The organism is Pseudoclavibacter sp. RFBG4 (genome assembly GCF_002931515.1).
In the GTDB taxonomy this organism is placed as follows: Bacteria; Actinomycetota; Actinomycetes; order Actinomycetales; family Microbacteriaceae; genus Pseudoclavibacter.
In genome coordinates this window covers 136,057-162,418 of sequence record NZ_PSYC01000029.1, presented here as the reverse complement: position 1 = coordinate 162,418, position 26,362 = coordinate 136,057, and the positions used below count along the sequence as shown (strand labels likewise).

The following is a 26,362-nucleotide window of genomic DNA, read 5'->3' as shown; positions in this document are numbered from 1 at the left end:
CATGGGACTCGGAACTCGAGGAAAGAGCAAGCAGGCAGCGACCCGTCGCCGCCACGTCCGCCTTCGCAAGAAGGTCTCGGGCGACGCACAGCGTCCCCGTCTCGTCGTCACGCGCTCGGCGCGTCACGTCTTCGTCCAGGTTGTCGACGACACCAAGGGCATCACGCTCGCATCGGCATCCACCATGGAAGCCGAGCTGCGTGAGTTCGACGGTGATAAGTCGGCCAAGGCAAAGCGCGTCGGCGAGCTCGTCGGCGCACGCGCCAAGGACGCCGGCATCGAAAGCGTGGTCTTCGACCGCGGCGGCAACAAGTACGCCGGTCGCGTCGCGGCCATCGCTGATGGAGCACGAGAGGCAGGGCTGAACCTGTGACCGAGAAAATCGACACCAACACGCCCGACAACATGACCGACACGCCCGTTGAGACGGCCGCGTCGAGTGAGTCGGCACAGCGCGAGGGTGGCCGTGACAACAACCGTCGCGGTGGCCGTGGCGAGCGTGGCCAGGGCGGCCGCGACCGCAACTCCCGCGATGACAAGAGCCAGTTCCTGGAGCGCGTCGTCACCATCAACCGCGTCTCGAAGGTCGTCAAGGGCGGTCGTCGCTTCGCGTTCACGGCGCTCGTCGTCGTCGGCGACGGCAACGGACTCGTGGGCGTCGGCTACGGCAAGGCCCGTGAGGTCCCGCTGGCCATCTCCAAGGGCGTCGAAGAGGCGAAGAAGAACTTCTTCCGCGTTCCTCGCGTCCTGAAGACGATCCCGCACCCCGTGCAGGGCGAGGCAGCAGCAGGCGTCGTCCTGCTCCGTCCCGCCGCTGCAGGTACCGGTGTTATCGCCGGTGGCCCCGTTCGCGCCGTGCTTGAGTGCGCGGGCATCCACGACGTCCTGTCGAAGTCGCTCGGTTCGTCGAACACGATCAACATCGTGCACGCAACCGTCGCGGCGCTGAAGCAGCTCGAGGAGCCGCGCGCAGTCGCAGCTCGTCGTGGCCTGCCCGTCGACCAGGTCGTTCCGCAGCGCATTCTGCGTGCCGAGGCCAACGCGGCCAAGGCCGCAGCCGAAGCACAGAAGGTCGGTGCCTGATGGCCAAGAGTCTCAAGGTGACCCAGATCAAGTCCAAGATCAGCGAGAAGCAGAACCAGCGCGACACACTGCGCTCGCTCGGCCTCAAGCGCATTGGCCACACCGTCGTCAAGCCGGACAACTCGGTGAACCGCGGCTACGTCAAGACAGTCGCTCACCTGGTTTCAGTTGAGGAGATCTCCGAATGACCAAGAACGAGAACGAGAAGGATGTGACCTCCGAGCCTCAGCTCAAGGTCCACCACCTCCGCCCCGCTCCCGGTGCCAAGAAGTCCAAGACGCGCGTCGGTCGCGGTGAGGGCTCCAAGGGCAAGACCGCCGGTCGCGGCACCAAGGGCTCGAAGGCGCGCACGACAGTGCGTATCGGCTTCGAGGGTGGCCAGATGCCGCTGCACATGCGTACGCCGAAGCTGCGCGGGTTCAAGAACCCGTTCCGCGTCGAGTACCAGGTCGTCAACCTCTCCAAGCTGGCCGAGCTCTTCCCCGAGGGCGGCGATGTCACCATCGCGAACCTCGTGGCAAAGGGTGCGGTTCGCAAGAACGAGCCCGTCAAGGTGCTCGGCAATGGTGAGATTGCGGTTAAGCTGAACGTCGCGGTCGACAAGGTCTCCAGCTCAGCAGAGCAGAAGATCGTTGCCGCCGGCGGTTCCGTCAAGTAGCAACTCCAAGCGGGGGTCGGCGGTTGCCGACCCCCGTTTGTCTCTTTCACGAGAAATGAAAGCAGGAACGTAGTGTTCAGTGCCGTCGCACGAGTGTTCAAGACACCGGATCTTCGTCGCAAGATCCTCTTCACGCTCGCTATGGTCGCCATCTACCGGATCGGCACCACGGTTCCTGGCCCATTTGTGAACTACGTCAACGTGCAGCAGTGTCTCGACACTGGAACGCAGATGGCCGGTCTCTACGACATGGTCAACCTGTTCTCCGGTGGCGCTCTGCTGCAGTTGTCGATCTTCGCGCTGGGCATCATGCCGTACATCACGGCCTCGATCATCACGCAGCTGCTGCGTGTGGTCATCCCGCACTTCGAGGCGCTCCACAAGGAGGGTCAGGCCGGTCAGTCGAAGCTCACGCAGTACACGCGCTACCTGACCATCGCCCTCGCGATCCTCCAGGCGACGACGCTCGTGACGGTGGCGAAGTCGGGAACGCTCTTCGGTACGGGCAACCCTGCCTGCGAGAACGTCCTCGACATGCTCAACGAGTCCGCCGCGACCCCGGAGAACGCCGTCATCAACATGGTGCGCGTCGTGCTCATGGTCGCAGCCATGACAGCTGGCACCGCGGTCATCATGTGGATGGCAGAGCTCATCACCGAGCGCGGCGTCGGCAACGGCATGTCGCTCCTGATCTTCACGTCGATCGCAGCCTCGTTCCCGTCCGCCTTCGGCGCCATCGCCGCCGGTACCGGTGGAATGACCACGCTGGTCATCGTCATCGCGATCGGGCTGCTCATCATGATGGCCGTCGTGTTCGTCGAGCAGTCGCAGCGCCGCATCCCCGTCCAGTACGCGAAGCGCATGGTCGGACGCCGCACCTATGGCGGCAACAGCACGTACATCCCGATCAAGGTGAACCAGGCGGGCGTTATCCCTGTCATCTTCGCCTCGTCGCTGCTGTACCTGCCGGCGCTCGTCGCCCAGTTCAACCAGCCTGCCGCGGGGGAGACCCCGCCAGAGTGGGTCACCTGGGTCATGAACAACTTCACGACGGGCGACCACCCGCTCTACATGGCGGTCTACTTCCTCCTCATCATCGGCTTCACGTACTTCTACGTCGCGATCGCCTTCAACCCTGAGGAGGTTGCCGAGAACATGCGAAAGCACGGTGGCTTCGTTCCCGGCATCCGTGCCGGACGCCCCACCGCCGAGTACCTGAACTTCGTGCTCACGCGAATCACCTTCCCCGGTTCGCTCTACCTCGGCGTGCTCGCGCTCATCCCGCTCATCGCGTTGTCCACGGTCAATGCGAATGCCAACTTCCCGTTCGGCGGCGCATCGATCCTCATCGTCGTGGGTGTCGGACTCGAGACGGTGAAGCAGATCGACGCTCAACTCCAACAACGCAACTACGAGGGGCTTCTCCGATGACACATCACGACCAGACCTTCCGCCTGCTCATCGTTGGTCCCCCCGGGGCCGGCAAGGGAACGCAGGCCGTCGGCATCGCCGAGGCCTTCGGTATCCCCGCCATCTCGACCGGTGACATCTTCCGTGCCAACATCAAGAACGGCACGAACCTCGGCATCCAGGTCCGCGAGATCATCGAGAGCGGCAACCTCGTTCCCGACTCGCTGACGAACGAGCTCGTCCGCGACCGCCTCACGGAGGCAGACGCAGCTGGCGGCTTCCTCCTCGACGGCTACCCGCGCACACTCGAGCAGGTCGCGTTCCTCACTCAGCTCCTCGCTGATCAGGGCACTGCGATCGACGCGGTCATCGAGCTCAAGGTCGAGGTCGACAGCGTCGTGGAGCGCCTGCGCCGCCGCGCGCTCGAGCAGGGCCGCGCAGACGACACGGAAGAGGCAATCAGGCACCGTCAGAACGTGTACCTGCAGGAGACCGCGCCGCTTCTCGAGACTTACTCCGCTCGCGGGACGCTCGTGAGCGTCAACGGCTTCGGCACCGTCGAGGAAGTCCGGAACCGCATCTTCGCTGCTCTGGAGCAGCGGGGACTGCGTCACCCGCTGCACCGTCTGAGCGGCAAGTAGGACTCAACCGGCACGACAAGCAAGGACCCGAGCGGATTTCTCCCGCTCGGGTCCTCTTGCGTTTGTCGGAATGCCCGCCAAGAAGCCACCGCGGTGCCGTTCGCACCTGGTCGAGCGCTGTCATCGTCGGCTAGCGTTGGCCTGTCGGCGGCTCCAGCTCGGAGCGCCGGAGAACCTGTTGACGCAGTTGTCCAGGAACGGAGACACAGATGTCCTCACCCTCAGCTGAGCCCCACGACCTCATCGACTTCGACGTGCTCTTGAGCGAGAAGGAGCTGGCGCTGCGCAGCCGTGTCCGACTCCTCGTCGACGAGCACGTCCGGCCGCACATCGCGTCCTGGTACGAGGACGCCGTCTTCCCGATCGACCTCGTGCCGATGCTCGCGAGCGAAGGGCTGCTCGGCATGCACCTGACCGGCTACGGGTGCGCTGGTCGCAGCGCCGTCGAGTACGGCATCGCCGCGGCGGAGCTCGAGGCGGGCGACTCCGGTATTCGCACCTTCGTCTCCGTGCAGGGCTCTCTGGCCATGAGCGCCATCTGGAAGCACGGCAGCGAGGAGCAGAAGGGCGAATGGCTGCCGCGCATGGCGGCTGGCGAGGTCATCGGCTGCTTCGGGCTGACCGAGCCCGGTGCCGGATCCGATCCGGGAACGATGGGCACCTTCGCGCGTCGAGAGGGCTCGGATTGGGTGCTCAGCGGCACCAAGCGCTGGATCGGCCTGGCGTCCCTTGCCCACATCGCGATCATCTGGGCACAGACGGACGAGGGCATCAGGGGGTTCATCGTGCCGACGGCTTCCGCTGGCTTCTCGGCGACCCCCATCGCTCCGAAGCTCTCGATGCGCGCGTCCGTCCAGTGCGACGTCGTCCTCGATGAGGTCAGGGTTCCAGCCGCTGCGATGCTCCCCGGTGCGCGCGGGCTGCGTGGGCCGTTCGAGTGCCTCAACGAGGCTCGCTACGGTATCGCCTGGGGTGTCATGGGCGCCGCGAGGGACAGCTTCGAGGCCGCGCTCGCGTACGCGGGAGAGCGGCTGCCGTTCAACCGTCCGCTTGCAGGCTTCCAGCTCACGCAGCAGAAGCTCGTGGACATGGCGCTCGAGATCAACAAGGGCTTCCTGTTGGCTCTTCAGCTCGGGCGGCTGAAGGACGCGGGCCGCATCCAGCCGCACCACATCTCCGCTGGCAAGCTCAACAACACCCGCGAGGCGATCGTGATCGCTCGCGAGGCGAGGACGATCCTCGGCGGCAACGGCATCACCCTCGACCACTCGCCGCTTCGCCACGCCAACAACCTGGAGTCGGTGCGCACCTATGAGGGGACCGATGAGATCCACACGCTCGTGCTGGGCAACAAGCTCACCGGCATCCCGGCGTTCCGGTAGGGATTCCAAGTGCTTTCGGATGGTGAACACGACGGCGTGCTGAGCGGCGTGCGCGTCGCGGACTTCTCCCGGGTGCTCGCCGGACCGTACGCGACGATGATGCTCGCCGACTTCGGCGCCGACGTCATCAAGGTGGAGCCCCCGGGCGGCGACGAGACGAGGGCCTGGACTCCACCGGTGGATGCGCGCGGTCAGTCGACGTACTTCTCCGGCGTGAATCGCGGCAAGCGGTCTCTTGTGCTCGACCTCAACCGCGCCGAGGACGTTGCCGCGGCGCGCAGACTCGCACGGGAGGCGGACATCGTCGTCGAGAACTTCCGGCCTGGGGTCATGGCGCGCTTCGGGCTCGACTTCGACTCGGTGCGGGCCGAGAACCCGATGGCGATCTTCTGCTCGATCACCGGTTTCGGCGGAGGCGGGGGAGCGACGCTGCCGGGCTACGACCTCCTCGTGCAGGCTGTCGGCGGACTCATGAGCATCACGGGCCCGGCGGACGGTGAGCCGAGCAAGGTCGGCGTTGCGCTCGTCGACGTGCTGACAGGGCTGAACGCGGTCACGGGCATTCTGCTCGCCCTGCGCGAACGCGAACGGGCTGGGGCGGGCCAGCGCGTGGAGGTGGACCTGATGACGAGCCTGCTGTCGGCACTCGCCAATCAGGCGTCTAGCACGCTGGCGACGGGCCGTGCTCCCACACGACTCGGCAACGCTCATCCGAGCATCGCGCCGTACGAGCTGTTCGACGCGAGCGACCGTCCGCTCGTGATCGCCGTCGGCAACGATCGGCAGTTCGCAGCGCTTGTCGGGGTCCTCGGCGCACCTGACCTCGCTGGAGACCCGCGCTTCGCCACCAACCAGCTCCGCGTGCACAACCGCGACGCCCTCCGTGCGCTCCTCTCGGCGAGGCTGGGCGAGCGCGTGGCCGGCGAGTGGGTCGAGCTCCTGACGAGCGCACGCGTGCCGGCTGGCCTCGTGAACGACGTCGCCGAGGCGTTTGCGTTCGCCGAGCGGCTCGGGCTCGAGCCGGTCGTGGAACTCCTGGCGGCTGGAGGCGCCCCGGTCAGATCGACCGCCAACCCGATCCACCTTTCCGCGACGCCCGCGCGTCCCGGCGGACCGTCGCCGGAACTCGGCTCGGCGGGCGCCGCCGTCGCCTGGAGGTAGGCCGAGACCTGGCACGAGCCTGACCGGTTACTGAACCGTGACCTGCATCTCGCCGGTGTTGCCGAAGCGTTGTCGTCTCCTGGCCGAAATCCGCGCGGTGGGAGGCTAGCTTCGCAGGACCCCATCGAGTCGGTGATGGGCCGTGCACGGAGGACCTCTTGACTTGGACCGCGAACGCTGTGGCGAACGACACGACTCCCGGGGCGGCGCCGTCAGCGCAGCCCGAAGCTGACGGACACCTTGCCCCGGCTGCCACTCCCGCCGTCTGGCAGCGCAACCTCGCCCTGGCAGTCTTCCTCGCCTCGTTGCTCGTCGGCATGACGGCATGGCGGGCATTCGCGATGACGATCTGGTGGGAGCCGAGTGACCACAGCGAGAGCTCATTCCGGGAACTCATCGGGAGCTACCTCGGACCTGGCCTCTCGCTTGCCGTCTGGCCGCTGCTGGTCATCGCTGCCGCCCTGATGCTCGTCCTCGCGCTGCGGAGCACGCGATCCTCGGCAGCGCGGCTCTCCTGCGCCGCGGCCGTCATCGCGGCCACCCACCTGGGCTTCACCGTGCATTGGACGCTCGAGGCCGAACGCATGGTGACCGAGTTCGCGGGCCAGGCAGCGCAGGTGTCTGGCGCGCCCGCGCCTCCGGACCCACTGCTCGGCCCGGAGGAGACGCCTGATGCGGTGGGCTGGGTGGACGAGCAGCCCCTGGACCCAGCGGGATCGGTGACCGCTCTCTCGAAGGAGGAGCGCGCTGCCGGAGTCGACTCGCTGCGGGTCGCGACGCTCGGAGCGATGGTGGCCCCGATCCCGAACCTCTTGGTGGGGACGCTCGACGCACCGCCAGAGGAGGTCGCCTGCGTGCCGGGCGGCGAGACGGGGGATGTTCCGGACGAACATTCCGCCTCGGGGATCGCGTACGTCCTCACGCTCAGCCTCTCCGGCCCCGACACGATCACCGACGAGCAGAACATCATGGAGCTCTGGCAGGAGCGGGGTCTGAGGTACGACCGAGCCATGGGCACCAACTATGCGGGAGGGCCGGTCTCCCAGGCGATCGATCAGGTGCGGATGCGCGGTGACGCCCAGGGCTGGCTGAATATCACGATCACGAGCCACTGCGCTCCCGACGAAGGTGCTGAGACCCATGCCGATCGACCTGACCGCTGAGCCGGGGGGCGAGAGACGACCGGCCGAGGTGGAGACCGGGAGCTCCTCGGCGCTCGTCGCGCTGTGCATACTGACGGCTGCGTTTCCCATCGCGGCAGTCTGGTGGCTGCTGACCGGCGCGGCCAGCGCCGTCCCGACGCCGAATCTCTTCGGCAGCCCGCACCTGCCCGCCTGGGTGGTTCCCCTCGAGCCCCGGTCGTACCTGCGGATGATGGCCTCCGTCGCGGTGCTGTGCCTCTGCGCGCTCACCGCCCTGCTGCTCTCCGGGATTGCACGGCAGGTCTCGACACGGCTCCGCGCTCTGGGCGCGGACCTGCAGGCGGGTGCCCTGATCACCGCGCGAATCATCGCGCGCCTCTCCGGTATCGCTACGTTCGTGCTGGCCGCCCTGTTCCTCTCGGGTGCCGCAGCTTCAGTGCTCTGGGAGGGCGCGGCAGCGGAATCGGCAGTGGTCGAGCCCGCACCGTCCGAGGAGGTGGTCGGCGGCCCGCCCCCGCAGCCTACCGACGCACCCGTGCCGCCGCCGGTGGGTGACAACGGGCCGATCTTCTCAGCCTCAGCGACGACAGCCGAGCGGGAGGCAGCAGTTCGAGACCTCGCGGAGCTGACCCTGCAGCATTTCCCCGGTGACCTCGAGGAGATCGACTACGTCGGAGCGCCGGGCATGGAGATCTCGCGGCAGGTCTGCGGTGGATACTCGCGATCAGGTGACCACTACTTCGTCGGGCACAGTTTCCGCACGGACGCGGGCGCTGCCGAACTGGAGCAGATAGAGGCGCTCTGGACGGAGAAGGGATTGAACATCGGCACCACACCGAGCTCCATCTCGGGCGACGGCCTGCGGAGCGACACGATCGAAAACGCCTCCCTGAGCTATGACACGGACGGGACCTTCCACCTCTTCATCACCGGACGATGCGGTGATATCCCCTGAGTCGGCCGGAGGAGCGAGGCGGCCGGCGCGTAGACTCTCCTGATGCGCAAGAGCATCTACAAGACACCCGCCGAGCTCGTGGCGATGGTGCCAGCTGGCCGGATCACGGCCCTCGCCCTCGATGCCGTCGCCGAGGCGGTCCGACCGGGGGTGACGACGCTGGAGCTCGACGCCATCGCCGAGCGTGTCGTCCGGGAGGGGGGCGCAGTGCCGAACTTCGCGTTGGTTCCGGGGTACCGGCACACGATCTGCGCCTCCGTCGACGATGCAGTGGTCCACGGCATCCCGAACGACAAGCCGCTCGAGGCAGGCCAGCTCGTCTCCATCGACGCCGGGGCCATGTTCGAGGGCTGGAACGGCGACTCGGCCCGGACGTTCGTCGTCCCTGGCGAAGCAGCGGACACGAACACGGTGGCTGACGGGTCGCGCCTCAGCGAGGCCTGCGAGCGCTCGCTCTGGGCGGGCATCGCGAAGCTGGCGACCGCTCGGCACCTCGCTGAGGTCGGAGCCGCCGTCGAGGAGTCCATCGAACAGTTCGGTGACTATGGCATCCTCGAGGACTTCGCGGGGCACGGCATCGGCCGCAGCATGCACGAGGAACCGACCGTGCACAACATCCGCGTCTTCGGGCGCGGGCCGGTGGTCAAGCCTGGCCTGGCCATCTGCATCGAGCCCATGATCACGCTCGGGGGCCCTGACGTCGTCATCGATGACGACGACTGGACCGTTCGCTCGGCGGACGGCTCGCTCGGGGCCCACTGGGAGCACACGATCCTGGTGCACGCCGACGGCATCTGGGTCTCCACCGCCCATGACGGGGGAGCGGCAGGGCTCGAGCCGTTCGGAGTCGTCCCTGCTCTTCCAGCCGGCGTGAGAGCCTGACCCCCATCAGCGGTGCGGTCCCGCACTTGCACTCCACGGGGAGACCACCTAGAGTTGACGCTTGGTGTCTTTTGCGTTGCGTTTTCGCGCGCGTGGTCACCGTCCATCCGCACGACCAGCGTGCATTCAATAGCAAACGACAGTGAGGCTATGGCCAAGAAAGACGGCGTCATCGAGATCGAGGGTTCGGTTGTCGAGGCATTGCCAAATGCAATGTTCCGCGTAGAACTCTCGAACGGACACAAGGTTCTTGCTCACATCTCGGGCAAGATGCGTCAGCACTACATCCGCATCCTTCCCGAGGACCGCGTGATCGTGGAGTTGAGCCCGTACGACTTGACCCGCGGCCGCATCGTCTACCGCTACAAGTAGGCACGCTGTAAGGAACGGCTGGGCAGGCGTCTGCCCAGCACGAGGCCAGCGATCACAGAAGGAACTTCAATGAAGGTCAACCCCAGCGTCAAGAAGATCTGCGACAAGTGCAAGGTTATCCGCCGTCACGGTCGCGTCATGGTCATCTGCGAGAACCCGCGCCACAAGCAGCGCCAGGGCTAATCGCTCGGGACTCACCTCGCCGGCCCCTCCAGGCAAGCGGGACGTCCCATGGGTGCGCATGCACCCGACGTCACAACTGAATACGAAACAGCACCAGTAAGAACTGCCGGGCTTCGACCCAGGCGGGGACACCTTCGGACCGAGGCCGGGGCCCATCCGGTGCATCACACCTCAACCCACAGGAGAAATCCCATGGCACGTCTCGCAGGCGTCGATCTCCCACGCGAAAAGCGCGTTGAGATCGCACTCACCTACATCTACGGCGTCGGCCGCACGAGCGCCCTCAAGGCACTCGAGGACACCGGCATCGACGGCAACATCCGCGTCAAGAACCTCGACGACGAGCAGCTGGTTCAGCTCCGCGACTACATCGAAGGCAACTTCAAGGTAGAAGGTGACCTCCGCCGTGAGGTCGCAGCTGACATCCGCCGCAAGGTCGAAATCGGCAGCTACGAGGGTCTCCGCCACCGCCGCGGCCTTCCCGTGCGCGGTCAGCGCACGAAGACGAACGCTCGTACCCGCAAGGGCCCGAAGCGCACGGTCGCCGGCAAGAAGAAGGCACGCTAGTCGCCGCCGCGACAGCGCCCGCAGATTTCGTAGGAGAGAAAATTGGCTACCCCAAAGAGCGCCGCTCGTAAGCCGCGCAAGAAGGACAAGAAGAACGTCGCAGTGGGCCAGGCTCACATCAAGTCGACCTTCAACAACACGATCGTGTCGATCACCGACCCGTCCGGCGCTGTCATCAGCTGGGCTTCCTCCGGTGGAGTCGGCTTCAAGGGCTCGCGCAAGTCGACGCCCTTCGCCGCGCAGCTCGCAGCCGAGGCCGCAGCCCGCCAGGCGCAGGAGCACGGCATGAAGAAGGTCGACGTCTTCGTCAAGGGACCGGGCTCCGGTCGCGAGACCGCGATCCGCTCGCTTCAGGCCGCAGGCCTCGAGGTCGGCTCGATCAACGACGTCACCCCTCAGGCACACAACGGCTGCCGCCCTCCGAAGCGTCGCCGCGTCTAGCCTCCCGTCCGCTGCGAGGCTCTCCCGCAAGGGAGGGCCTTGTGGCGGATGTTCGGCGTCCCCGCTCGAACTCCACACCCGGTCGACGACGTGCGTCGGCTGAATCGCCAAGTGTCATATAGCGGACACTTTGCCGAAAGGAACCCATAGTGCTTATCGCACAGCGTCCAACGCTCACCGAGGAAAGCCTCTCCGAGAACCGCTCGAAGTTCACGATCGGACCACTCGAGCCTGGCTTCGGCTACACCCTCGGCAACTCACTGCGTCGCACCCTGCTGTCCTCTATCCCCGGAGCAGCAGTCACGAGCATCCGTCTCGACGGTGTCCTCCACAAGTTCACCACCATCCCCGGTGTGAAGGAAGACGTCACCGAGATCATCCTCAACATCAAGCAGCTGGTCGTCTCCAGCGAGCACGATGAGCCGATCACGGCCTACCTCCGCAAGACCGGAGCGGGCGAAGTGACGGCGGCTGACATCTCAGCACCTGCCGGTGTCGAGGTGCACAACCCGGAGCTCGTCATCGCGACGCTCAACGATGACGCCAAGTTCGAGCTCGAGCTGACCATCGAGCGCGGCCGCGGCTACGTCTCGGCGACCCAGAACCGCAACGAGTTCTCCGAGGCCGGTCAGGTCCCGATCGACTCGATCTACTCGCCGGTCCTCAAGGTCACCTACCGCGTCGACGCGACCCGTGCCGGTGAGCGCACCGACTTCGACAACCTCGTCGTCGACGTGGAGACGAAGCCGGCCATCTCGCCGCGCGACGCGATCGCATCTGCCGGTCGCACGCTCGTCGAGCTCTTCAGCCTCGCTCGCGAGCTGAACGAGCAGGCAGAGGGCATCGAGATCGGCCCAGCGCCGGTCGACGCCGTCCTCACCAACGAGCTCTCGATGCCGATCGAGGATCTCGACCTCTCCGTGCGCTCGTACAACTGCCTCAAGCGCGAGGGCATCAACACGGTTTCCGAGCTCGTCGCTCTCAGTGAGACGCAGCTCATGAACATCCGCAACTTCGGTCAGAAGTCGGTCGACGAGGTGCGCGACAAGCTCACCGAGCTCGGCCTCTCGCTCAAGGACTCGGTTCCCGGGTTCGAGGGTGCTCACTTCTACGGTGCCGGCGACGACACCGGCGAGTACGTCTAAACAGACCTGCCCGCCAGACCGACTTCACACGAAAGAGAATGACGAATGCCTAAGCCCAACAAGGGTCCTCGCCTCGGAGGCGGCCCCGCACACGAGCGCCTCATGCTCGCTACGCTCGCGGCGCAGCTGTACACGCACAAGCGCATCCAGACGACCGAGACGAAGGCCAAGCGCCTCCGTCCGCTCGCCGAGCGCCTGATCACCTTCGCGAAGCGCGGAGACATCCACGCTCGCCGTCGCGTGCTGCAGATTGTCACCGACAAGACCGTCGTGCACGAGCTCTTCACGGAGATCGCACCGCAGATGGAAGGTCGCGAAGGCGGGTACACCCGCATCATCAAGACCGGCTACCGCAAGGGCGACAACGCCCCCATGGCAGTCATCGAGCTCGTCCTCGAGCCCGTCACGCCGAAGGCCTCCGCAGTGAAGACGGCTCCGGCCGCCGCACCTGCCGAGCCTGAGGTCGACGAGCCCGCGACCGACGAGGTCGACGCAGCCGCAGGCGACACGGAGGCTTCCGAGCCCACGGCCGACGGCGGAACGCAGCCTTCCGAGGCTGCAGACGCCGCTGAGTCGGACGCTGACGCGAAGGCCGACGACGCCAAGTAGTCGAAGCTGATCGTCGAAGCCCCCGAGCAATCATCGCGATTGCTCGGGGGCTTCGTCGTGTCGTCGATAAACCGGCTCGGGTGAGGGAGGATGGGCGCATGGGGCACGGACGAGACAGCACACGGTTCCGTCTGGACATCGCCTACGACGGGTCCGCATTCAGCGGGTGGGCGGCGCAGCCGGAACTGCGCACGGTGCAGGGCGCCCTCGAGGACGCCATCAGGCTCGTCGCACGAGAGCTTCCCGATGGTCCGCTGCTCACGGTCGCGGGCCGAACCGACGCTGGAGTCCACGCGACGGCGCAGGTCGCGCACCTCGACCTCGACGACCTCGGGGTCGAGAACGTCCGACGTCGGTCCAGCGACGAGGTGTCCGACATCCTGCTCCGTCGCGTGAACGGAGTTCTCGGTCGAGACAGCGACGTCGTCGTCGCGGCGGTGGCACCTGCACCGGAAGGGTTCGACGCTCGGTTCTCGGCGATCTCCCGAAGCTACGAGTTCCGCATCGCAGATCGCCGAACGCCTCCGAACCCCATCGAGCGGCACCGCACAGCAGTCGTTCCCCGTGAGCTCGACGCGGCCCTCATGCAAGTGGCCGCGGACAAGCTCATCGGCCTCCACGACTTCGCCGGCTTCTGCCGACCGCGCCCGAACTCCACGACGATCCGAACCCTGCAGCGCTTCGACTGGGTCCGCGATGAGCAGGGCGTCGTGGTCGCGAAGCTCGAAGCAGATGCCTTCTGCCACTCCATGGTCAGGTCGCTCGTCGGCATGTGCGCTGAGGTCGGTGCCGGACGCATCCGGCTCTCGGACGTGCCGGAGCTGCTCCAGGCGACGGAGCGAAGCAGCGCCTTCCCCGTCCTGGCGGCGAAGGGGCTCACGCTCACGGGAGTGGGCTACCCGGCGGATGCTCATCTCCGTGAGCGCCAGGCCGTGACGCGGGCGCAGCGGCCCGCCCTCCGTCTGGTGGAGCCGCTCACCTCGCCTGCGGGCGTCGCTGACCGATCTACATCTCTCGACTGATTCCCAGGAATCTTCCGAGGGTACAGACTGGAGTCATGGTCGACCTCATCAGCTACGCGGCGCTGGCCCTGCCTGTCGCCGTCTTCGCCGTGCTGAGTGTGGTCGGCAGGCTGTGGCCCCGGGCCATCGTGCCTGCGGCTTGGTCGGCCCTCGGGGTTGCGGTCCTCGTTCTGGCGTACGCGCTGCTCAGCATCCTGATGCCCGCACTGGACCCGACCGACCCCGACGTCTTCCTCGGCTCCTTCTTCTTCTCAGCGTCGCTCATCGCTGGGGGAGTTGGGACCATGCTCATGGTCGGCGTCTTCGGCGCGGCCGCTCGGTTCAGAACGGTCCGCGCGCGGCGCCTCGCGGCTCCATCGGTCTGAGATTGCGCCCAGGCGGCCACTGACGTAAGCTACTCAAGTTGTCTGCACTTCGGTGTCGGCTTCGAAGTTGAGCCCTCGACGGTGACGTTCGTGGTGAGGCCTCCCCGGGAGAATCCTTCCCGGAGGCTCAACCGCAACCATCACGACCGAGTGGGATTCACGACCTCCTCATTTCGACGAAAGGTGCACATCCATGCGCACGTACACACCAAAGGGCGGTGACATCACCCATGACTGGGTGGTCATCGACGCGACTGATGTCGTTCTCGGCCGGCTCGCAACCCACGCGGCAGCTCTGCTCCGCGGCAAGCACAAGGCAACCTACGCTCAGCACGTTGACATGGGCGACTTCGTCGTCGTCATCAACGCAGAGAAGGTCGCGCTGACGGGCTCCAAGCTCCAGAAGAAGCTCGCCTACCGCCACTCGGGATACCCGGGTGGACTGACGGCGACCTCCTACACGGAGATGCTCGAGAAGCACCCGACGCGCGCCGTCGAGAAGGCGATCCGCGGCATGCTCCCCAAGAACACGCTCGGACGCAACCAGCTCAAGAAGCTCAAGGTCTACGCAGGTGCAGAGCACCCGCACGCAGCCCAGCAGCCGAAGCCGTACGTCTTCGACCAGGTTGCCCAGTAGCGGCCCGAGCTAGGAAAGAGAACACAGTGGCAACCATCGCAGAGTCCATCGAGCAGCCGCAGAGCTACTCGACCGAAACCCCCGAGGCAGAGGCGGCCGTCCAGGCTCCTCGTCCGGCACTCACCGTTCCCGGTGCAGCCGTCGGCCGTCGCAAGCAGGCAATCGCCCGCGTGCGCCTCATCCCGGGAACCGGCACCATCACGGTCAACGACCGTGACATCGCCGACTACTTCCCGAACAAGCTGCACCAGCAGCTGATCAACGACCCGTTCACGATCCTGAGCCTGGGTGGCGCATACGACGTCATCGCACGCATCTCGGGTGGCGGACCTTCCGGCCAGGCCGGCGCGCTTCGCCTCGGCATCGCGCGCGCTCTCAACGAGATCGACCGCGAGAACAACCGCCCGGAGCTCAAGAAGGCTGGCTTCCTGTCACGCGACGCTCGCGTCAAGGAGCGCAAGAAGGCCGGACTCAAGAAGGCCCGTAAGGCGCCTCAGTACTCGAAGCGCTAAGTCCAGACATTTCGAATGCCTAGGCTTTTCGGAACGGACGGGGTTCGTGGGCTTGCGAACGACCACCTCACGGTCGAGCTCGCCCTCAGCCTCGCCCAGGCCGCTGCCATCGTGCTCGCGACATCAGCTCGCGAGCACGGGCGGCGGCCTCGTGCTGTTTTAGCCCGCGATCCGCGGGTTTCAGGTGAGTTCATCTCTGCCGCCGTGGCGGCGGGGCTCGCCTCCTCTGGCGTCGACGTGCTCGACGCGGGAGTCATCCCGACGCCGGCGGCGGCGTTTCTCACCGCCGAGATCGGGGCCGACTTCGGCGTCATGATCTCGGCCTCCCATAATCCCGCCCCCGACAACGGCATCAAGTTCTTCGCTCGCGGCGGTCGCAAGCTCGCCGACGACCTCGAGAACCAGATCGAGGCGCTGCTCGGTGGGGAGAAGCTCACCCCGACGGGGGCTGGGGTCGGAAGCATCGAGCGTTTCGCGGATGCCGAAGATCGCTATGCCCTGCACCTGCTTCGCAGCCTGCCGCTCCGCGAGGACGGCACCTCGCCACTCCGTGGACTCCACGTCGTGCTCGACTGCGCGCACGGTGCCGCGGCCGGCGTGTCGCCCGAGGTCTTCACGGACGCGGGCGCTCAGGTCACGGTCATCGGCAACGCACCGAACGGACTCAACATCAACGAGGGTGTCGGTTCGACGCACCTCGGCGAACTCGCTCGCACGGTCACGGAACTCGGAGCGGACCTGGGCATCGCCCACGACGGAGACGCCGACAGGTGCCTTGCCATCGACGCCGACGGCAATGTCGTCGACGGCGATCAGATCATGGCCATCCTCGCGGTCTCCATGCGTCGGCGCGGCGCGCTGCGCGAGGACACCCTCGTCGCCACCGTCATGTCGAACCTCGGCCTCAAGATCGCGATGCGCGAAGCCGGCATCCGCATGATCGAGACCAAGGTCGGTGACCGGTACGTCCTCGAGGAGCTGAACGAACGGGGGCTCGCCCTCGGTGGCGAGCAGTCCGGACACGTCATCCTCACCGACTTCGCCACGACGGGAGACGGCATCCTCACCGGTCTGCACATCGCGGCCGAGATGCGGCGAACCGGCAAGACGCTCGCCGAGCTCGCGTCCGTCATGCGCGTCTACCCGCAGGTGCTCATCAACGTGCCCGGCGTCCGCAAGGAGGACTGCGCGAGTGACGAGCCGCTCCAGGCCGCGGTCGCCCAGGTCGCCCTCGAGCTCGGTGAGACCGGACGCGTCCTGCTGCGGCCATCCGGAACGGAGCCGCTCGTGCGCGTCATGATCGAGGCGGGGGAGCAGGAGACCGCGCAGCGTCACGCCGAGGCTCTCGCCGCCGTCGTCCGCGAGCGGTTGGCGCTCTAAGGCCAGCGCTCTGCAAGGTCTCTGATCTCGAGCCGCTCGGACAGAAGCTCAGAACGAGGTCCCGCTCCACCGTCATCTGGTGGAGCGGGACCTCTTTCTCGTTCTGCGGGACACCTCTTGCCCTGCCAGCTTCGAAGCGGCCAACCTCAGAGAGCCTCTCGGTCCGGGCTCCCACCCGAGTGTGAGAAAGAAACAAGCGCCGAGGCAAAGTTTTGGTGACAATCTCGCATCTGGGGCTTCTCGCGTAGATAAGCTCAACACGCGGAAATCCCGCCACACCTAAGGAGCTCTCCATGATCGAACGCAAGATCACCGTCGCCTCGGAGCACGGACTTCACGCACGTCCCGCAGCGATCTTCGTGCAGGCAGCCACCGAAGCCGGCGTCCCCGTGACGATCGCCAAGGGCGACAAGACCGTCAACGCGGCCAGCATCCTCGGTGTCCTCTCACTCGGCGTCTCCAAGGGCGACGAGATCACCCTCTCCGTCGACGGCGACGAAGCTGTCGCCGACCAGCTCGTGACTCTCCTGGAGACCAACCACGACGCTTGAGCCGCCGCGCGCGCTCATGGCCGTTCGGCCGATTCTTGAAATCCGGGAACAGTCGCACTGACCTTTCCCCTCCTATCCCCGCGCATGGGGATTGCTTGGAGCAATAATGACTGCAGAAGCCACAACGACTGAACGCAAGGGCGCCCGCGTCGGGGTCCAGAAGTTCGGTGCGTTCCTCTCCGGCATGGTCATGCCGAATATCCCGGCGTTCATCGCCTGGGGCCTCATCACCAGCCTCTTCATCGAGACCGGCTGGCTGAACGAGCTGTTCCCCGCCAACGGCCAGCTCTGGGGCACCCTCGGTGGCTGGGCCATCGACCCGGCGACCATCACCGACGAGACCCCAGAGGGAACGCCGTTCATGGGGCTCGTCAGTCCGATGATCACCTACCTCCTGCCCCTCCTCATCGCCTACCAGGGCGGCAAGATGGTCTACGACACGCGTGGTGGCGTCGTCGGCGCCATCGCGACCATGGGCGTCATCGTGGGCGCGGGCATCCCGATGTTCATCGGTGCCATGATCATGGGTCCGCTCGCAGCATGGGTCATGAAGAAGGTCGACAGCATCTGGGACGGCAAGATCCGTGCCGGCTTCGAGATGCTCGTCAACAACTTCTCAGCCGGCATCCTCGCGATGCTGCTCGCCCTCGGCGGGTTCTTCGCGATCGCCCCGGTCATCACGTGGCTCACGGAACGCCTCGGCGAGGGCGTCGATGCGCTGGTCAACGCAGGGCTCCTGCCCCTCGCGAGCATCCTCATCGAGCCCGCGAAGATCCTCTTCCTCAACAACGCGATCAACCAGGGAGTGCTCACGCCCCTCGGCGTCGCGCAGTCGGAGGAAGCCGGCAAGAGCATCCTGTTCCTCCTCGAGGCGAACCCGGGCCCTGGCCTCGGTCTGCTCCTCGCGTTCTGCTTCTTCGGCGTCGGCGTCGCTCGCGCGAGCGCACCCGGCGCAGTCGTGATCCAGTTCCTCGGCGGCATCCACGAGATCTACTTCCCGTACGTGCTCGCCAAGCCCGCTCTGATCCTCGCCGTCATCGGTGGTGGCGCGACGGGTGTCCTCACCAACGTCATCTTCGACTCGGGCCTCGTCGCTCCGGCATCTCCCGGCTCGATCTTCGCTGTCATGATCATGACCGCCCAGGGGAGCCACCTCGGTGTCATCCTGTCGGTCCTGTTCTCGGCGGCAGTCACGTTCGCGATCGCCGCGGCGATCCTGTTGAGCTCACGCAAGAAGGACCTCGCCGCAGAGGCCGCGGGAGGCAACGGCTTCGCCGATGCCGTCGCCAGGACCGAGGCCAACAAGGGGAAGAAGTCCGACGCGCTGTCGGGTCTCTCCTCGCAGGCCGCTGGCAGCTCAGTCGACACGAGGGTCATCACCAACGTCGTCTTCGCCTGCGATGCCGGTATGGGGTCGAGCGCGATGGGAGCGTCCGTCCTCCGCAACAAGATCAAGAAGGCGGGAATCGAAGGGGTCAACGTGAAGAACGTCTCGATCGCGAACCTCGACGCGACCCCCGACCTGATCGTCACCCACCAGGACCTCACCGACCGCGCGAAGCAGAAGTCTCCAGACGCCATCCACGTGTCCGTGGAAAACTTCATGAACAGCCCCAGGTACGACGAGGTCGTGGAACGGCTCTCCAACCAGTGAGTCGCACCTTCGACTGACCCGGGCCCCGAGCTGGACCATCCCGCTCGGGGCCTCCTATCGGAAGGAACGCAGAAAATGGCAGAAGTACTGAGCCTCGACAGCATCCGCCTCGGCGGAACCGCGCGCACGCGAGAAGAAGCCATCACGGAAGCGGGTGAGCTGCTCGTCGCGGCTGGCGCCGTGACGCAGGACTACATTCAGGCGATGCACGACCGCGAGCAGAGCGTCTCGACGTTCATGGGCAACTACCTCGCCATTCCGCACGGCACGAACGAGGCCAAGGACTCGATCCTCGGCTCCGCGCTCTCCGTCGTCCGGTACGACGAGCCCATCGACTGGGGCGGAAACGAGACCCGCTTCGTCATCGGCATCGCAGGCAAGGATGGGGGCCACCTCGAGATCCTGTCGAGCGTCGCCATCGTGTTCAGCCACGAGGACAACGTCGAGGCTCTGCTCAAGGCGGAGACGCCGGAAGAGCTGGCTCAGCTCCTCGGGGACGTGAACGAGGAATGAAGGCAGTCCACATCGGCGCGGGCAACATCGGTCGCGGTTTCATCGGGCTCGTCCTGCATGAAGCCGGGTACGAGGTCGTCTACGCCGACGTCAACGCCGATCTCATCGGCGCTCTCCAGGCCGTCGACACCTACACGGTGCACGAGGTCGGACCGGCAGCCAAGAGCCACGTCGTCGATCGCTTCCGGGCGATCAACTCGGCGACGCACGAGGACGAGGTCGTGCAGGAGATCGCCACTGCCGACATCGTCACGTGCGCCGTCGGGCCGAACGTGCTCCGCTTCATCGCGCCCGTCATCCGCAAGGGCCTCGCGGCCCGCGCGGTTGACGCGCCGAAGCTGGCGGTCATGGCGTGCGAGAACGCGATCGGTGCATCCGACACGCTCAAGGGGCTTGTCCTCGAGGGCGCCGAGGAGCTCGACGCCCGCGCGGTCTTCGCCAACACGGCGGTCGACCGCATCGTCCCAGAGCAGGCGGTCGAGGGCGTCGACGTCACCGTCGAGGACTTCTTCGAGTGGACGATCGACCGGACACCGTTCGCTGGTGCCGAGCCGAGCATCCCGGATGCCCACTTCGTGGACGACCTGAAGCCGTTCATCGAGCGCAAGCTCTTCACGGTGAACACGGGACACGCGACTATCGCGTACCACGGCTTCGTGGCTGGCGCGACGAACATGCAGGACGCGCTGGCCATCTCTGCGGTCGCGTCCGAGGTCGAGGCCGTGCTCGGTGAGACGAGCCGCGTGCTCGTGTCGCAGTTCGGGTTCTCGGAAGAGGACCACGCCGAGTACGTCGCCACGACGCTCTCGCGTTTCGCCAACCGCGATCTGCCGGACCAGCCCGCACGTGTGGGCCGTCAGCCGTTGCGCAAGCTCTCCGCGAAGGAGCGCTTCGTGCGGCCCGCTTCGGAGGCCGCGGCTGCGGGACTCCCGTACGACGCGCTCGTGCGAGCGATCGGTGCGGCTCTCCGCTTCGACTTCCCGGCCGATCAGGAGAGCGTCGAGCTGCAGGAGAAGCTCGCGACGCTCGACGCGGAGACGTTCACGCGGGAGGTCACCGGCCTCGAGGGCGGCGCGCTCTTCGCGGCGGTCGTCGCCGAGGTCGAGCAGGCGCAGGCCGAACGCGTGGCCGCGTGAGGCTCTGACAGCTCGTCTGTCGTGAAGAAGCCCCTCCCGAGTTCGCTCGGGAGGGGCTTCTTCCTCCTCCCAGGCGTCCCGTCTCTGAAGCGTCCCGTCATCGGTGTCCTCGCCCGCTCCGCCGTCGTCTGCTTCGTCGTCGTCTGTCTCGTCGTCACCTCGGGATGGGAACGTCCCTCTTGTGGCGAGAAGTTCCCAGCACGAAGCGACTTCTCCATCCGGAGACGACGGGCTGGCGGGATGATCCCTCCGGGGGCTCAGACCTTGCGGAGCAGGACGCTGCGGACCGTGTGGTCGCTCGATTTGCGCAGCACGAGCTGAGCCCGTGACCGAGTCGGCATGACGTTCTCGCGCAGGTTCGGACCGTTGATGCGCGACCAGATGCTGCGGGCATGCTCGAGGGCCTCATCCGTGCTCAGGTCGGCGAAGCGGCGGAAGTACGAGCGCGGGTTGGTGAACGCCCCTCGCTGCAGCGACAGGAAGCGCTGCTCGTACCAGCGCGCGATGTCCTCTGATCGGGCGTCGACGTAGATGGAGAAGTCGAACATGTCGCTCACCGCGAGCGAGTGAGCGCGGGGCGGCTGGAGCACGTTGAGGCCCTCGACGATGAGCACGTCCGGTTGGTTGACGACGATCTCCGCATCCGGGACGATGTCGTAGCTCAGGTGCGAGTAGAACGGCGCTCGGGCCTCCGCCGCGCCGCTTTTGACCTTCGTGATGAAGCGCAGGAGCGCACGCTGGTCGTACGACTCGGGGAAGCCCTTGCGCTCCATGAGCCCGCGTCGTTCGAGCTCGGCGTTCGGGTAGAGGAAGCCATCCGTGGTGACGAGCTCGACCCGAGGCGTGTCCTCCCAGCGGCGGAGGAGCTCGCGAAGCAGCCTCGACACCGTCGACTTGCCGACCGCGACCGACCCTGCGACACCGATGACGAAGGGGGTGGATGCGCTGCGCTCGCCGAGGAAGCCGCTCGTCGCACGGTGCAGCGAACGAGCGTTCGAGACATACAGGTTGATGAGGCGGGAGAGCGGCACGTAGACGTCGCGCACCTCGTCGAGGTCGAGGTGGTCGCCGAGGCCGCGCAGCCTGATGAGGTCTGATTCGTCCAGCGACATCGGCGTCGACGGTGCGAGGTCCGCCCAGTCCTGGCGGAGGATCTCGACGAAGGGCGAGTCTCCTCCGCTGCGCGGAATCTGACCAGTTGCGGACATAGAAGGCGAGTCTAGTGCGGTGTCCGACCCCGGAAGAGCGGTGCCCCTAAGATGGCCCGTATGTGCGGAATTGTTGGTTACGTTGGTCCACGAGAGAGCCTTGACATCCTGATGGGCGGCCTCGCAAGACTCGAGTACCGGGGGTACGACTCCGCAGGTGTCGCGGTCATCGACGACGAGGGACGGATCGAGACCCGCAAGCGTGCGGGCAAGCTGAAGGTGCTGCGCGAAGACCTGGAGCGCAACGCGCTGCCGGATGGCCACACGGGCATCGGCCACACCAGGTGGGCGACACATGGCGGTCCGACGGACGCGAATGCGCATCCGCACCTCGCCGATGGCGGCAAGCTCGCCGTCATCCACAACGGCATCATCGAGAACTTCGCCGAGCTGAAGACCGAGCTCGTGGAGCTCGGCTACACCTTCGAGTCGGAGACCGACACCGAGGTCGCGGCCGTCATGATCGGCCACGTCTACCGCGAGGTGGGGAGCCTCGAGCAGGCGTTCCGCGCAGTGGTCCGCCGTCTCGACGGAGCGTTCACGCTCCTCGCGGTGCACGCCGACGAACCGGGCCTGATCGTCGGTGCGCGTCTGAACTCGCCGCTGGTCATCGGGCTCGGCGACGGAGAGAACTTCCTCGGCTCGGACGTGGCAGCGTTCGTGGAGTACACGCCCCGCGCGCTGGCCGTCGGCCAGGAGCAGATCGTGCTCGTGCGCCCCGACTCCGTGAACATCACGACGTTCGACGGAGAGCCCGCCACCGCAGAGGCCTTCGAGGTCTCCTGGGACGCATCAGCTGCTGAGAAAGGCGGCTGGCCGAGCTTCATGGCCAAGGAGATCGACGAGGACCCCGAGGCCGTGGCGAACACGCTTCGCGGCCGGATCGTCGAGGGCCGCGTGCACCTTCCCGACCTCGACGCGCTCGGGGACGACTTCTTCAACGACATCCACCGCATCATCATCGTCGCGTGCGGCACTGCCGCCTACTCGGCGCAGGTCGGTGCGTACGCCATGGAGAAGTGGGCCCGCGTGCCCGTCCAGGTCGAGCTCGCGCACGAGTTCCGCTACCGCGACCCGGTGCTCGACTCCCGCACGCTGATCGTGTCGATGAGCCAGTCCGGCGAGACGATGGACACGCTCATGGCGGTTCGCTACGCGATGTCTCGCGGCGCGAAGACCCTCTCCATCTGCAACACGCAGGGAGCGACCATCCCTCGCGAGTCCGATGCGGTTGTCTACACGCATGCCGGCCCGGAGGTCGCGGTCGCGTCGACGAAGGCGTTCCTCGCCCAGATCACGGCCCTCTACCTGCTTGGCATCTACACGGCGACGATTCGCGGCACGATGGCGGATGAGCGTCGCGAGGAGCTCCTGACGGAGTTCCAGACGATCCCGGAGAAGGTCCGCACGGTCCTCGGCGTTCGGGAGCGCATCCACGAGCTCGCGAACTGGATGGCGGACACCCGCTCCGTGCTGTACCTGGGTCGCAACGTGGGCTACCCGATCGCGCTCGAGGGTGCCCTCAAGCTCAAGGAGATCGCGTACATCCATGCTGAGGGCTTCGCTGCCGGCGAGCTGAAGCACGGCCCGATCGCGCTCATCGAGCCGGGCCAGCCGGTCTTCGTGATCGTGCCGAGCCCTCGCCACGACGACACGCTGCACCCGAAGATCGTGTCGAACATCCAGGAGATCCGTGCGCGCGGCGCTCGTGTGCTCGCGATCTGCGAGGTCGGCGACGCGGCCGTGCTGCCGTATGCGGACGAGGTCATCGCGGTTCCCCCGACGGAGCCCTTCTTCGAGCCGCTGCTCGCGGTCGTGCCGCTCCAGATCTTTGCGATCGAGCTCGCCACGGCGAAGGGGCTCGACGTGGATCAGCCTCGCAACCTGGCGAAGTCCGTCACCGTCGAGTAGCTGAGCGTGATCGTCGGTATCGGTGTCGACACGGTGGAGCTCGCGCGGTTCGCGCGGGCTCTGCAGCGTGCCCCGCGCCTCCGCGAGCGTCTCTTCGCGCCGGCGGAGCGCGACAGGTCGCTGGCGTCTCTCGGCGCTCGGTTCGCCGCTCGGGAGGCCGCGGTGAAGGCGCTCGGCGGCATCGGCTCGCTCAGCTTCCTCGACTTCGAGGTCGAGAGCGGGCCAGCTGGTCGTCCGGAGTTCGCCGTGACTCCCGCGCTTCGGGCGCATCTCGAGCTGGTGGGGGTCGATCACCTGCACCTCTCGCTGACACACGAGCGCACGACCGCGACGGCGTTTGTCATCGCCGAGCGTGGGGCATCGGCTGGGGCCGGCTCGTGAGCGGCGCGCGCGTCGATGTCGATCTCGACGCGGTCCGGGCGAACGTCCGTGCCATCGCGGATCTCACGCGCACACCGCTCCTCGCGGTCGTGAAGGCGAATGCGTACGGACACGGGGCGCCCGACGTGGCTCGTGCCGCGCTCGAGGGAGGTGCCGTGCGCCTCGGCGTCGTCGACCTCCGGGAGGCCGTGGCACTCCGGGAGGCGGGCATCACCGCGCCGATCCTCGCGTGGATGCACGGGGCTCGCACCGACTGGATCGCCGCGCTGGACGCGGAGATCGAGCTCGGCATCTCCTCGCTCGCGCAGCTCGAGCTCGTCGATATCGGCCTGGGTCGTCTCGAGCACTCCGAGCGCTGCGTGGTCGTGCACCTCAAGCTGGACACGGGTCTCGGGCGCAACGGGATCAGCCCGGCTGAGTGGGAGTCGGCGTTCACGAAGGCGGCGGAGCTCGAGGGGCGTGGGCTCATCCGCCTCGAGGGACTGTTCAGCCATCTGGCTGGTGCGGGTCCTGATGCCGATCGTGCGCAGCTCGCTTCGTTCGAGCGTGCGCTCGAGCTCGCGGCTCGGCGTGGATTGACCCCGTCGGTGCGTCACCTCGCCGCGACGGCCGGTTCGATGTCGCTGCCGGAGGCGCGCTTCGATCTCGTGCGCCTCGGAGTCTCCCTGTACGGTCTCTCGCCGTTCTCCGCTGACACGGACTGCCCGGTCGCGCTGAGGCCCGCCCTGTCGCTGAGCGCCCCGATCTTCGAGGATCAGCGCGGCTTCAGGGTCGACCTCGGGCACGCTGCCGGTCTGCCGCCCATCGAGCCTGGCTCCCTGGAGCTCGCCGACGATACCGGTGCTCGCTGGAATGTCGTCGCCCTCGACACCCTCGAGCTGCGAGTCGAACCGCTCGAGGGAACCGCGTCGGCGTCCGGACGCCTGGGCCGCAGCGACGAGCCGCCTCGGCTGCTGGTCATCGACGCCGCACGCTCGGCGAGCGCGGACGCCTGGGCCGCCGCCGCCGGGACCATCAACTACGAGATCGTCACTCGGCTGAGCTCACGCATCCCGCGCCGCTCCTCGGACGCGAGCTCTTCCGCCGAGCCTCACCGTGCGGCTGCTGGCGCTCCGGACAAGGAGGCGGCGCTGGCGCTTGCGCCCCGCCGCGAGCTCTGGGTCGACGTCGACCTGCTGCGGGACCGCATGGGCGAACGGGCACGCGAGCTCGCCGCGGCGTTGAGGGACGGCATGGGTGCGCGGCACGCGGCCAGGCTCTTCAGCGTCGACGTCTCCGCCGACGCGTACGGACTCGGTGGTGCTCTCGTGGCCGATCTGGCGCTCGAGCACGGCTTGCTGCCACTCGTCGCGGCGAACGCGGACCTCGCGCACGTCGGGCAGGCTGCACGGTCGACCACGCTCGTCGACCACGAGCGCACCAGGGATCCTGGCAGCCGCGGAATCTACGGCTTCGATGAGCCGAGCGCGCCGCTTCCTGTCGCGCTCACGACGGAGCTCGTGCACGTGAAACGGGTGACGGCCGGCCACGGTGTCTCCTACGGCTACGACTGGGTGGCGGAGGAATCCACGACGCTCGGGCTCGTGCCGCTCGGCTACGCCGACGCCATCCCTCGCAGGGCCGCGGGGCAGGGTGAGGTCGTCGTGGGCGGCCAGCGTCGCCCGATCGTCGGCCGAGTCGCCATGGATCAGATCGTCATCGACCTGCAGGACCAGGAGGCGTGGATCGGCATGCCGGTCTCGGTGTTCGGACCCGAACCGGGCGATATCCACCTGCAGGAGTGGGCGTCGTGGTCAGCAGTGTCACCGCAGGCGTTCGTTGCCGCGCTCGGGCCGCGGGTCGAGCGGCGGGAACGACGCGATCAAGGAGGGGCGGATGGGTGTGGGCACTGACCTGACTCCGAGCATCACGGTGGAGCTCGCGACCGCGGAGGACATGGTCCGCGCGGGAGAGCTCATCGGCGGGCTCCTGCTCGCGGGCGATGTGCTCGTGCTGACAGGGCCGTTGGGTGCGGGCAAGACGACGTTCGCGCGGGGTCTCGGGAATGCGCTCGACGTGCGGGGTCCGGTCACGAGTCCGACCTTCGTCCTTGCACGCACGCATCCTTCCCTTGGAGCGGGGCCCGAGCTCATCCACGTGGATGCGTACCGTCTCGGCGATCCGGCCGAGCTCGACGACCTCGGCCTCGATCTGGCCGCCAGCGTCACCGTCGTCGAGTGGGGGCGCGAAGCGGTCCCGCTGATCACCGACCGCTGGCTGGAGATCACGATCGACCGTTCCGCGGCCTCCCCGCCGCTCGAGCCCGAGGTCGTCGAGGGGCCCGGTGGTGTCGACTGGAGCGACGAAGAGCCGTTGGACCCGCGCCGCGTCACGCTCACGGTCGCGGGCACGTGGGATCGCCCGGTAGCCGCCGCTCTCGTGGACGCGCTGCGGACCGAGTTCGGCGCAGCCCCCGCGTAGA

The 26,362-nt window shown here is 67.0% G+C and carries 31 protein-coding genes; 30 read left to right on the top strand and 1 reads right to left on the bottom strand.

The genetic code is table 11. From position 1 onward, the window contains the following. The first annotated feature begins 1 nt into the window (after position 1). The 26 genes from rplR (at position 2) to C5E10_RS11990 (ending at position 20,401) form a co-directional block, all read left to right on the top strand. Positions 2–373 (top strand): 50S ribosomal protein L18, encoded by a 372-nt coding sequence (gene rplR, locus C5E10_RS12110; protein ID WP_104242664.1) that lies wholly within the window; start codon positions 2–4, stop codon positions 371–373. A 32-nt stretch (positions 374–405) separates the two neighbouring features. Then, positions 406–1,083, top strand: coding sequence for a 30S ribosomal protein S5 (rpsE, locus tag C5E10_RS12105; protein ID WP_104331901.1), 678 nt, complete (start codon positions 406–408; stop codon positions 1,081–1,083). Further along, positions 1,083–1,271, top strand: coding sequence for a 50S ribosomal protein L30 (gene rpmD, locus C5E10_RS12100; protein WP_104242663.1), 189 nt, complete (start codon positions 1,083–1,085; stop codon positions 1,269–1,271). Before rpsE ends, rpmD begins: the two co-directional genes overlap by 1 nt. Beyond that, positions 1,268–1,741 carry a 50S ribosomal protein L15 gene (gene rplO / locus C5E10_RS12095; RefSeq protein WP_104242661.1) on the top strand — a complete coding sequence of 158 codons (474 nt, stop codon included), beginning with the start codon at positions 1,268–1,270 and terminating at the stop codon, positions 1,739–1,741. Before rpmD ends, rplO begins: the two co-directional genes overlap by 4 nt. A gap of 72 nt (positions 1,742–1,813) precedes the next feature. Next, positions 1,814–3,172: a preprotein translocase subunit SecY gene (gene secY, locus C5E10_RS12090; protein ID WP_104242659.1), complete on the top strand. Its 1,359-nt coding sequence runs from the start codon at positions 1,814–1,816 to the stop codon at positions 3,170–3,172. Then, positions 3,169–3,792: an adenylate kinase gene (locus C5E10_RS12085; protein WP_104331843.1), complete on the top strand. Its 624-nt coding sequence runs from the start codon at positions 3,169–3,171 to the stop codon at positions 3,790–3,792. The genes secY and C5E10_RS12085 overlap by 4 nt, the downstream gene beginning before the upstream one ends. Positions 3,793–4,001: 209 nt before the next feature. Beyond that, the gene (locus tag C5E10_RS12080; RefSeq protein WP_104331842.1) at positions 4,002–5,174 is read left to right on the top strand and encodes an acyl-CoA dehydrogenase family protein; all 1,173 of its coding nucleotides are present in this window, start codon (positions 4,002–4,004) and stop codon (positions 5,172–5,174) included. 9 nt (positions 5,175–5,183) lie between these two features. Continuing rightward, positions 5,184–6,335: a CaiB/BaiF CoA-transferase family protein gene (locus tag C5E10_RS12075; protein WP_181062751.1), complete on the top strand. Its 1,152-nt coding sequence runs from the start codon at positions 5,184–5,186 to the stop codon at positions 6,333–6,335. A 158-nt stretch (positions 6,336–6,493) separates the two neighbouring features. Beyond that, positions 6,494–7,498, top strand: coding sequence for a hypothetical protein (locus tag C5E10_RS12070; protein ID WP_146080258.1), 1,005 nt, complete (start codon positions 6,494–6,496; stop codon positions 7,496–7,498). Beyond that, positions 7,476–8,432: a hypothetical protein gene (locus C5E10_RS18890; RefSeq protein WP_146080257.1), complete on the top strand. Its 957-nt coding sequence runs from the start codon at positions 7,476–7,478 to the stop codon at positions 8,430–8,432. The genes C5E10_RS12070 and C5E10_RS18890 overlap by 23 nt, the downstream gene beginning before the upstream one ends. A 42-nt stretch (positions 8,433–8,474) precedes the next feature. Beyond that, a complete protein-coding gene (gene map / locus C5E10_RS12060; protein WP_104331839.1) occupies positions 8,475–9,314 on the top strand; it encodes a type I methionyl aminopeptidase in 840 nt (279 codons plus the stop codon). Positions 9,315–9,464: 150 nt separating this feature from the next. Continuing rightward, positions 9,465–9,686: a translation initiation factor IF-1 gene (gene infA / locus C5E10_RS12055; protein ID WP_066056559.1), complete on the top strand. Its 222-nt coding sequence runs from the start codon at positions 9,465–9,467 to the stop codon at positions 9,684–9,686. Between the two features lie 69 nt (positions 9,687–9,755). Continuing rightward, complete coding sequence (gene rpmJ, locus C5E10_RS12050) at positions 9,756–9,869, top strand: 50S ribosomal protein L36 (RefSeq protein WP_008361054.1); 114 nt, start codon at positions 9,756–9,758, stop codon at positions 9,867–9,869. 192 nt (positions 9,870–10,061) lie between these two features. Further along, positions 10,062–10,436, top strand: coding sequence for a 30S ribosomal protein S13 (rpsM, locus tag C5E10_RS12045; RefSeq protein ID WP_068479246.1), 375 nt, complete (start codon positions 10,062–10,064; stop codon positions 10,434–10,436). 42 nt (positions 10,437–10,478) lie between these two features. Continuing rightward, entirely contained in the window at positions 10,479–10,877 is a 399-nt protein-coding gene (gene rpsK / locus C5E10_RS12040) for a 30S ribosomal protein S11 (RefSeq protein WP_068479244.1), read from the top strand. A 149-nt stretch (positions 10,878–11,026) separates the two neighbouring features. Then, positions 11,027–12,022, top strand: a complete 996-nt coding sequence (locus C5E10_RS12035) for a DNA-directed RNA polymerase subunit alpha (protein WP_104242647.1) — start codon at positions 11,027–11,029, stop codon at positions 12,020–12,022. 45 nt (positions 12,023–12,067) lie between these two features. Beyond that, on the top strand, positions 12,068–12,631 hold the full coding sequence (gene rplQ, locus C5E10_RS12030) for a 50S ribosomal protein L17 (RefSeq protein WP_104307174.1): 564 nt from the start codon (positions 12,068–12,070) through the stop codon (positions 12,629–12,631). A gap of 98 nt (positions 12,632–12,729) precedes the next feature. Continuing rightward, positions 12,730–13,653: a tRNA pseudouridine(38-40) synthase TruA gene (truA, locus tag C5E10_RS12025; RefSeq protein ID WP_104331838.1), complete on the top strand. Its 924-nt coding sequence runs from the start codon at positions 12,730–12,732 to the stop codon at positions 13,651–13,653. Between the two features lie 35 nt (positions 13,654–13,688). Beyond that, complete coding sequence (locus C5E10_RS12020) at positions 13,689–14,018, top strand: hypothetical protein (protein WP_104242641.1); 330 nt, start codon at positions 13,689–13,691, stop codon at positions 14,016–14,018. Positions 14,019–14,211: 193 nt separating this feature from the next. Then, positions 14,212–14,655 (top strand): 50S ribosomal protein L13, encoded by a 444-nt coding sequence (rplM, locus tag C5E10_RS12015; protein WP_104242639.1) that lies wholly within the window; start codon positions 14,212–14,214, stop codon positions 14,653–14,655. Positions 14,656–14,681: 26 nt separating this feature from the next. Then, positions 14,682–15,167, top strand: a complete 486-nt coding sequence (rpsI, locus tag C5E10_RS12010; RefSeq protein ID WP_104242637.1) for a 30S ribosomal protein S9 — start codon at positions 14,682–14,684, stop codon at positions 15,165–15,167. 15 nt (positions 15,168–15,182) lie between these two features. Next, complete coding sequence (glmM, locus tag C5E10_RS12005; protein WP_104331837.1) at positions 15,183–16,547, top strand: phosphoglucosamine mutase; 1,365 nt, start codon at positions 15,183–15,185, stop codon at positions 16,545–16,547. A 293-nt stretch (positions 16,548–16,840) separates the two neighbouring features. Next, complete coding sequence (locus C5E10_RS12000) at positions 16,841–17,098, top strand: HPr family phosphocarrier protein (RefSeq protein WP_104331836.1); 258 nt, start codon at positions 16,841–16,843, stop codon at positions 17,096–17,098. A 106-nt stretch (positions 17,099–17,204) separates the two neighbouring features. Continuing rightward, entirely contained in the window at positions 17,205–18,752 is a 1,548-nt protein-coding gene (locus C5E10_RS11995; RefSeq protein ID WP_181062750.1) for a PTS mannitol transporter subunit IICB, read from the top strand. A 75-nt stretch (positions 18,753–18,827) separates the two neighbouring features. Beyond that, positions 18,828–19,265 (top strand): PTS sugar transporter subunit IIA, encoded by a 438-nt coding sequence (locus tag C5E10_RS19185; RefSeq protein ID WP_181062749.1) that lies wholly within the window; start codon positions 18,828–18,830, stop codon positions 19,263–19,265. Then, positions 19,262–20,401 (top strand): mannitol-1-phosphate 5-dehydrogenase, encoded by a 1,140-nt coding sequence (locus C5E10_RS11990; protein ID WP_104331835.1) that lies wholly within the window; start codon positions 19,262–19,264, stop codon positions 20,399–20,401. Before C5E10_RS19185 ends, C5E10_RS11990 begins: the two co-directional genes overlap by 4 nt. Before the next feature lie 257 nt (positions 20,402–20,658). Here the strand turns inward: C5E10_RS11990 and coaA are convergent, their stop codons facing one another. Beyond that, positions 20,659–21,609: a type I pantothenate kinase gene (gene coaA, locus C5E10_RS11985; protein WP_104331834.1), complete on the bottom strand. Its 951-nt coding sequence runs from the start codon at positions 21,607–21,609 to the stop codon at positions 20,659–20,661. A 60-nt stretch (positions 21,610–21,669) separates the two neighbouring features. Between coaA and glmS the strand changes: the two genes are divergently transcribed. The 4 genes from glmS to tsaE are packed head-to-tail and all read left to right on the top strand — an operon-like array spanning position 21,670 to position 26,361. Then, on the top strand, positions 21,670–23,520 hold the full coding sequence (glmS, locus tag C5E10_RS11980; protein ID WP_104331833.1) for a glutamine--fructose-6-phosphate transaminase (isomerizing): 1,851 nt from the start codon (positions 21,670–21,672) through the stop codon (positions 23,518–23,520). A gap of 6 nt (positions 23,521–23,526) precedes the next feature. Further along, positions 23,527–23,901 (top strand): holo-ACP synthase, encoded by a 375-nt coding sequence (locus C5E10_RS11975; RefSeq protein WP_104331832.1) that lies wholly within the window; start codon positions 23,527–23,529, stop codon positions 23,899–23,901. Further along, positions 23,898–25,793: an alanine racemase gene (locus tag C5E10_RS19430; RefSeq protein WP_258071107.1), complete on the top strand. Its 1,896-nt coding sequence runs from the start codon at positions 23,898–23,900 to the stop codon at positions 25,791–25,793. Before C5E10_RS11975 ends, C5E10_RS19430 begins: the two co-directional genes overlap by 4 nt. Then, a complete protein-coding gene (gene tsaE / locus C5E10_RS11960) occupies positions 25,777–26,361 on the top strand; it encodes a tRNA (adenosine(37)-N6)-threonylcarbamoyltransferase complex ATPase subunit type 1 TsaE (protein ID WP_104331831.1) in 585 nt (194 codons plus the stop codon). Before C5E10_RS19430 ends, tsaE begins: the two co-directional genes overlap by 17 nt. Position 26,362 lies beyond the last annotated feature (1 nt).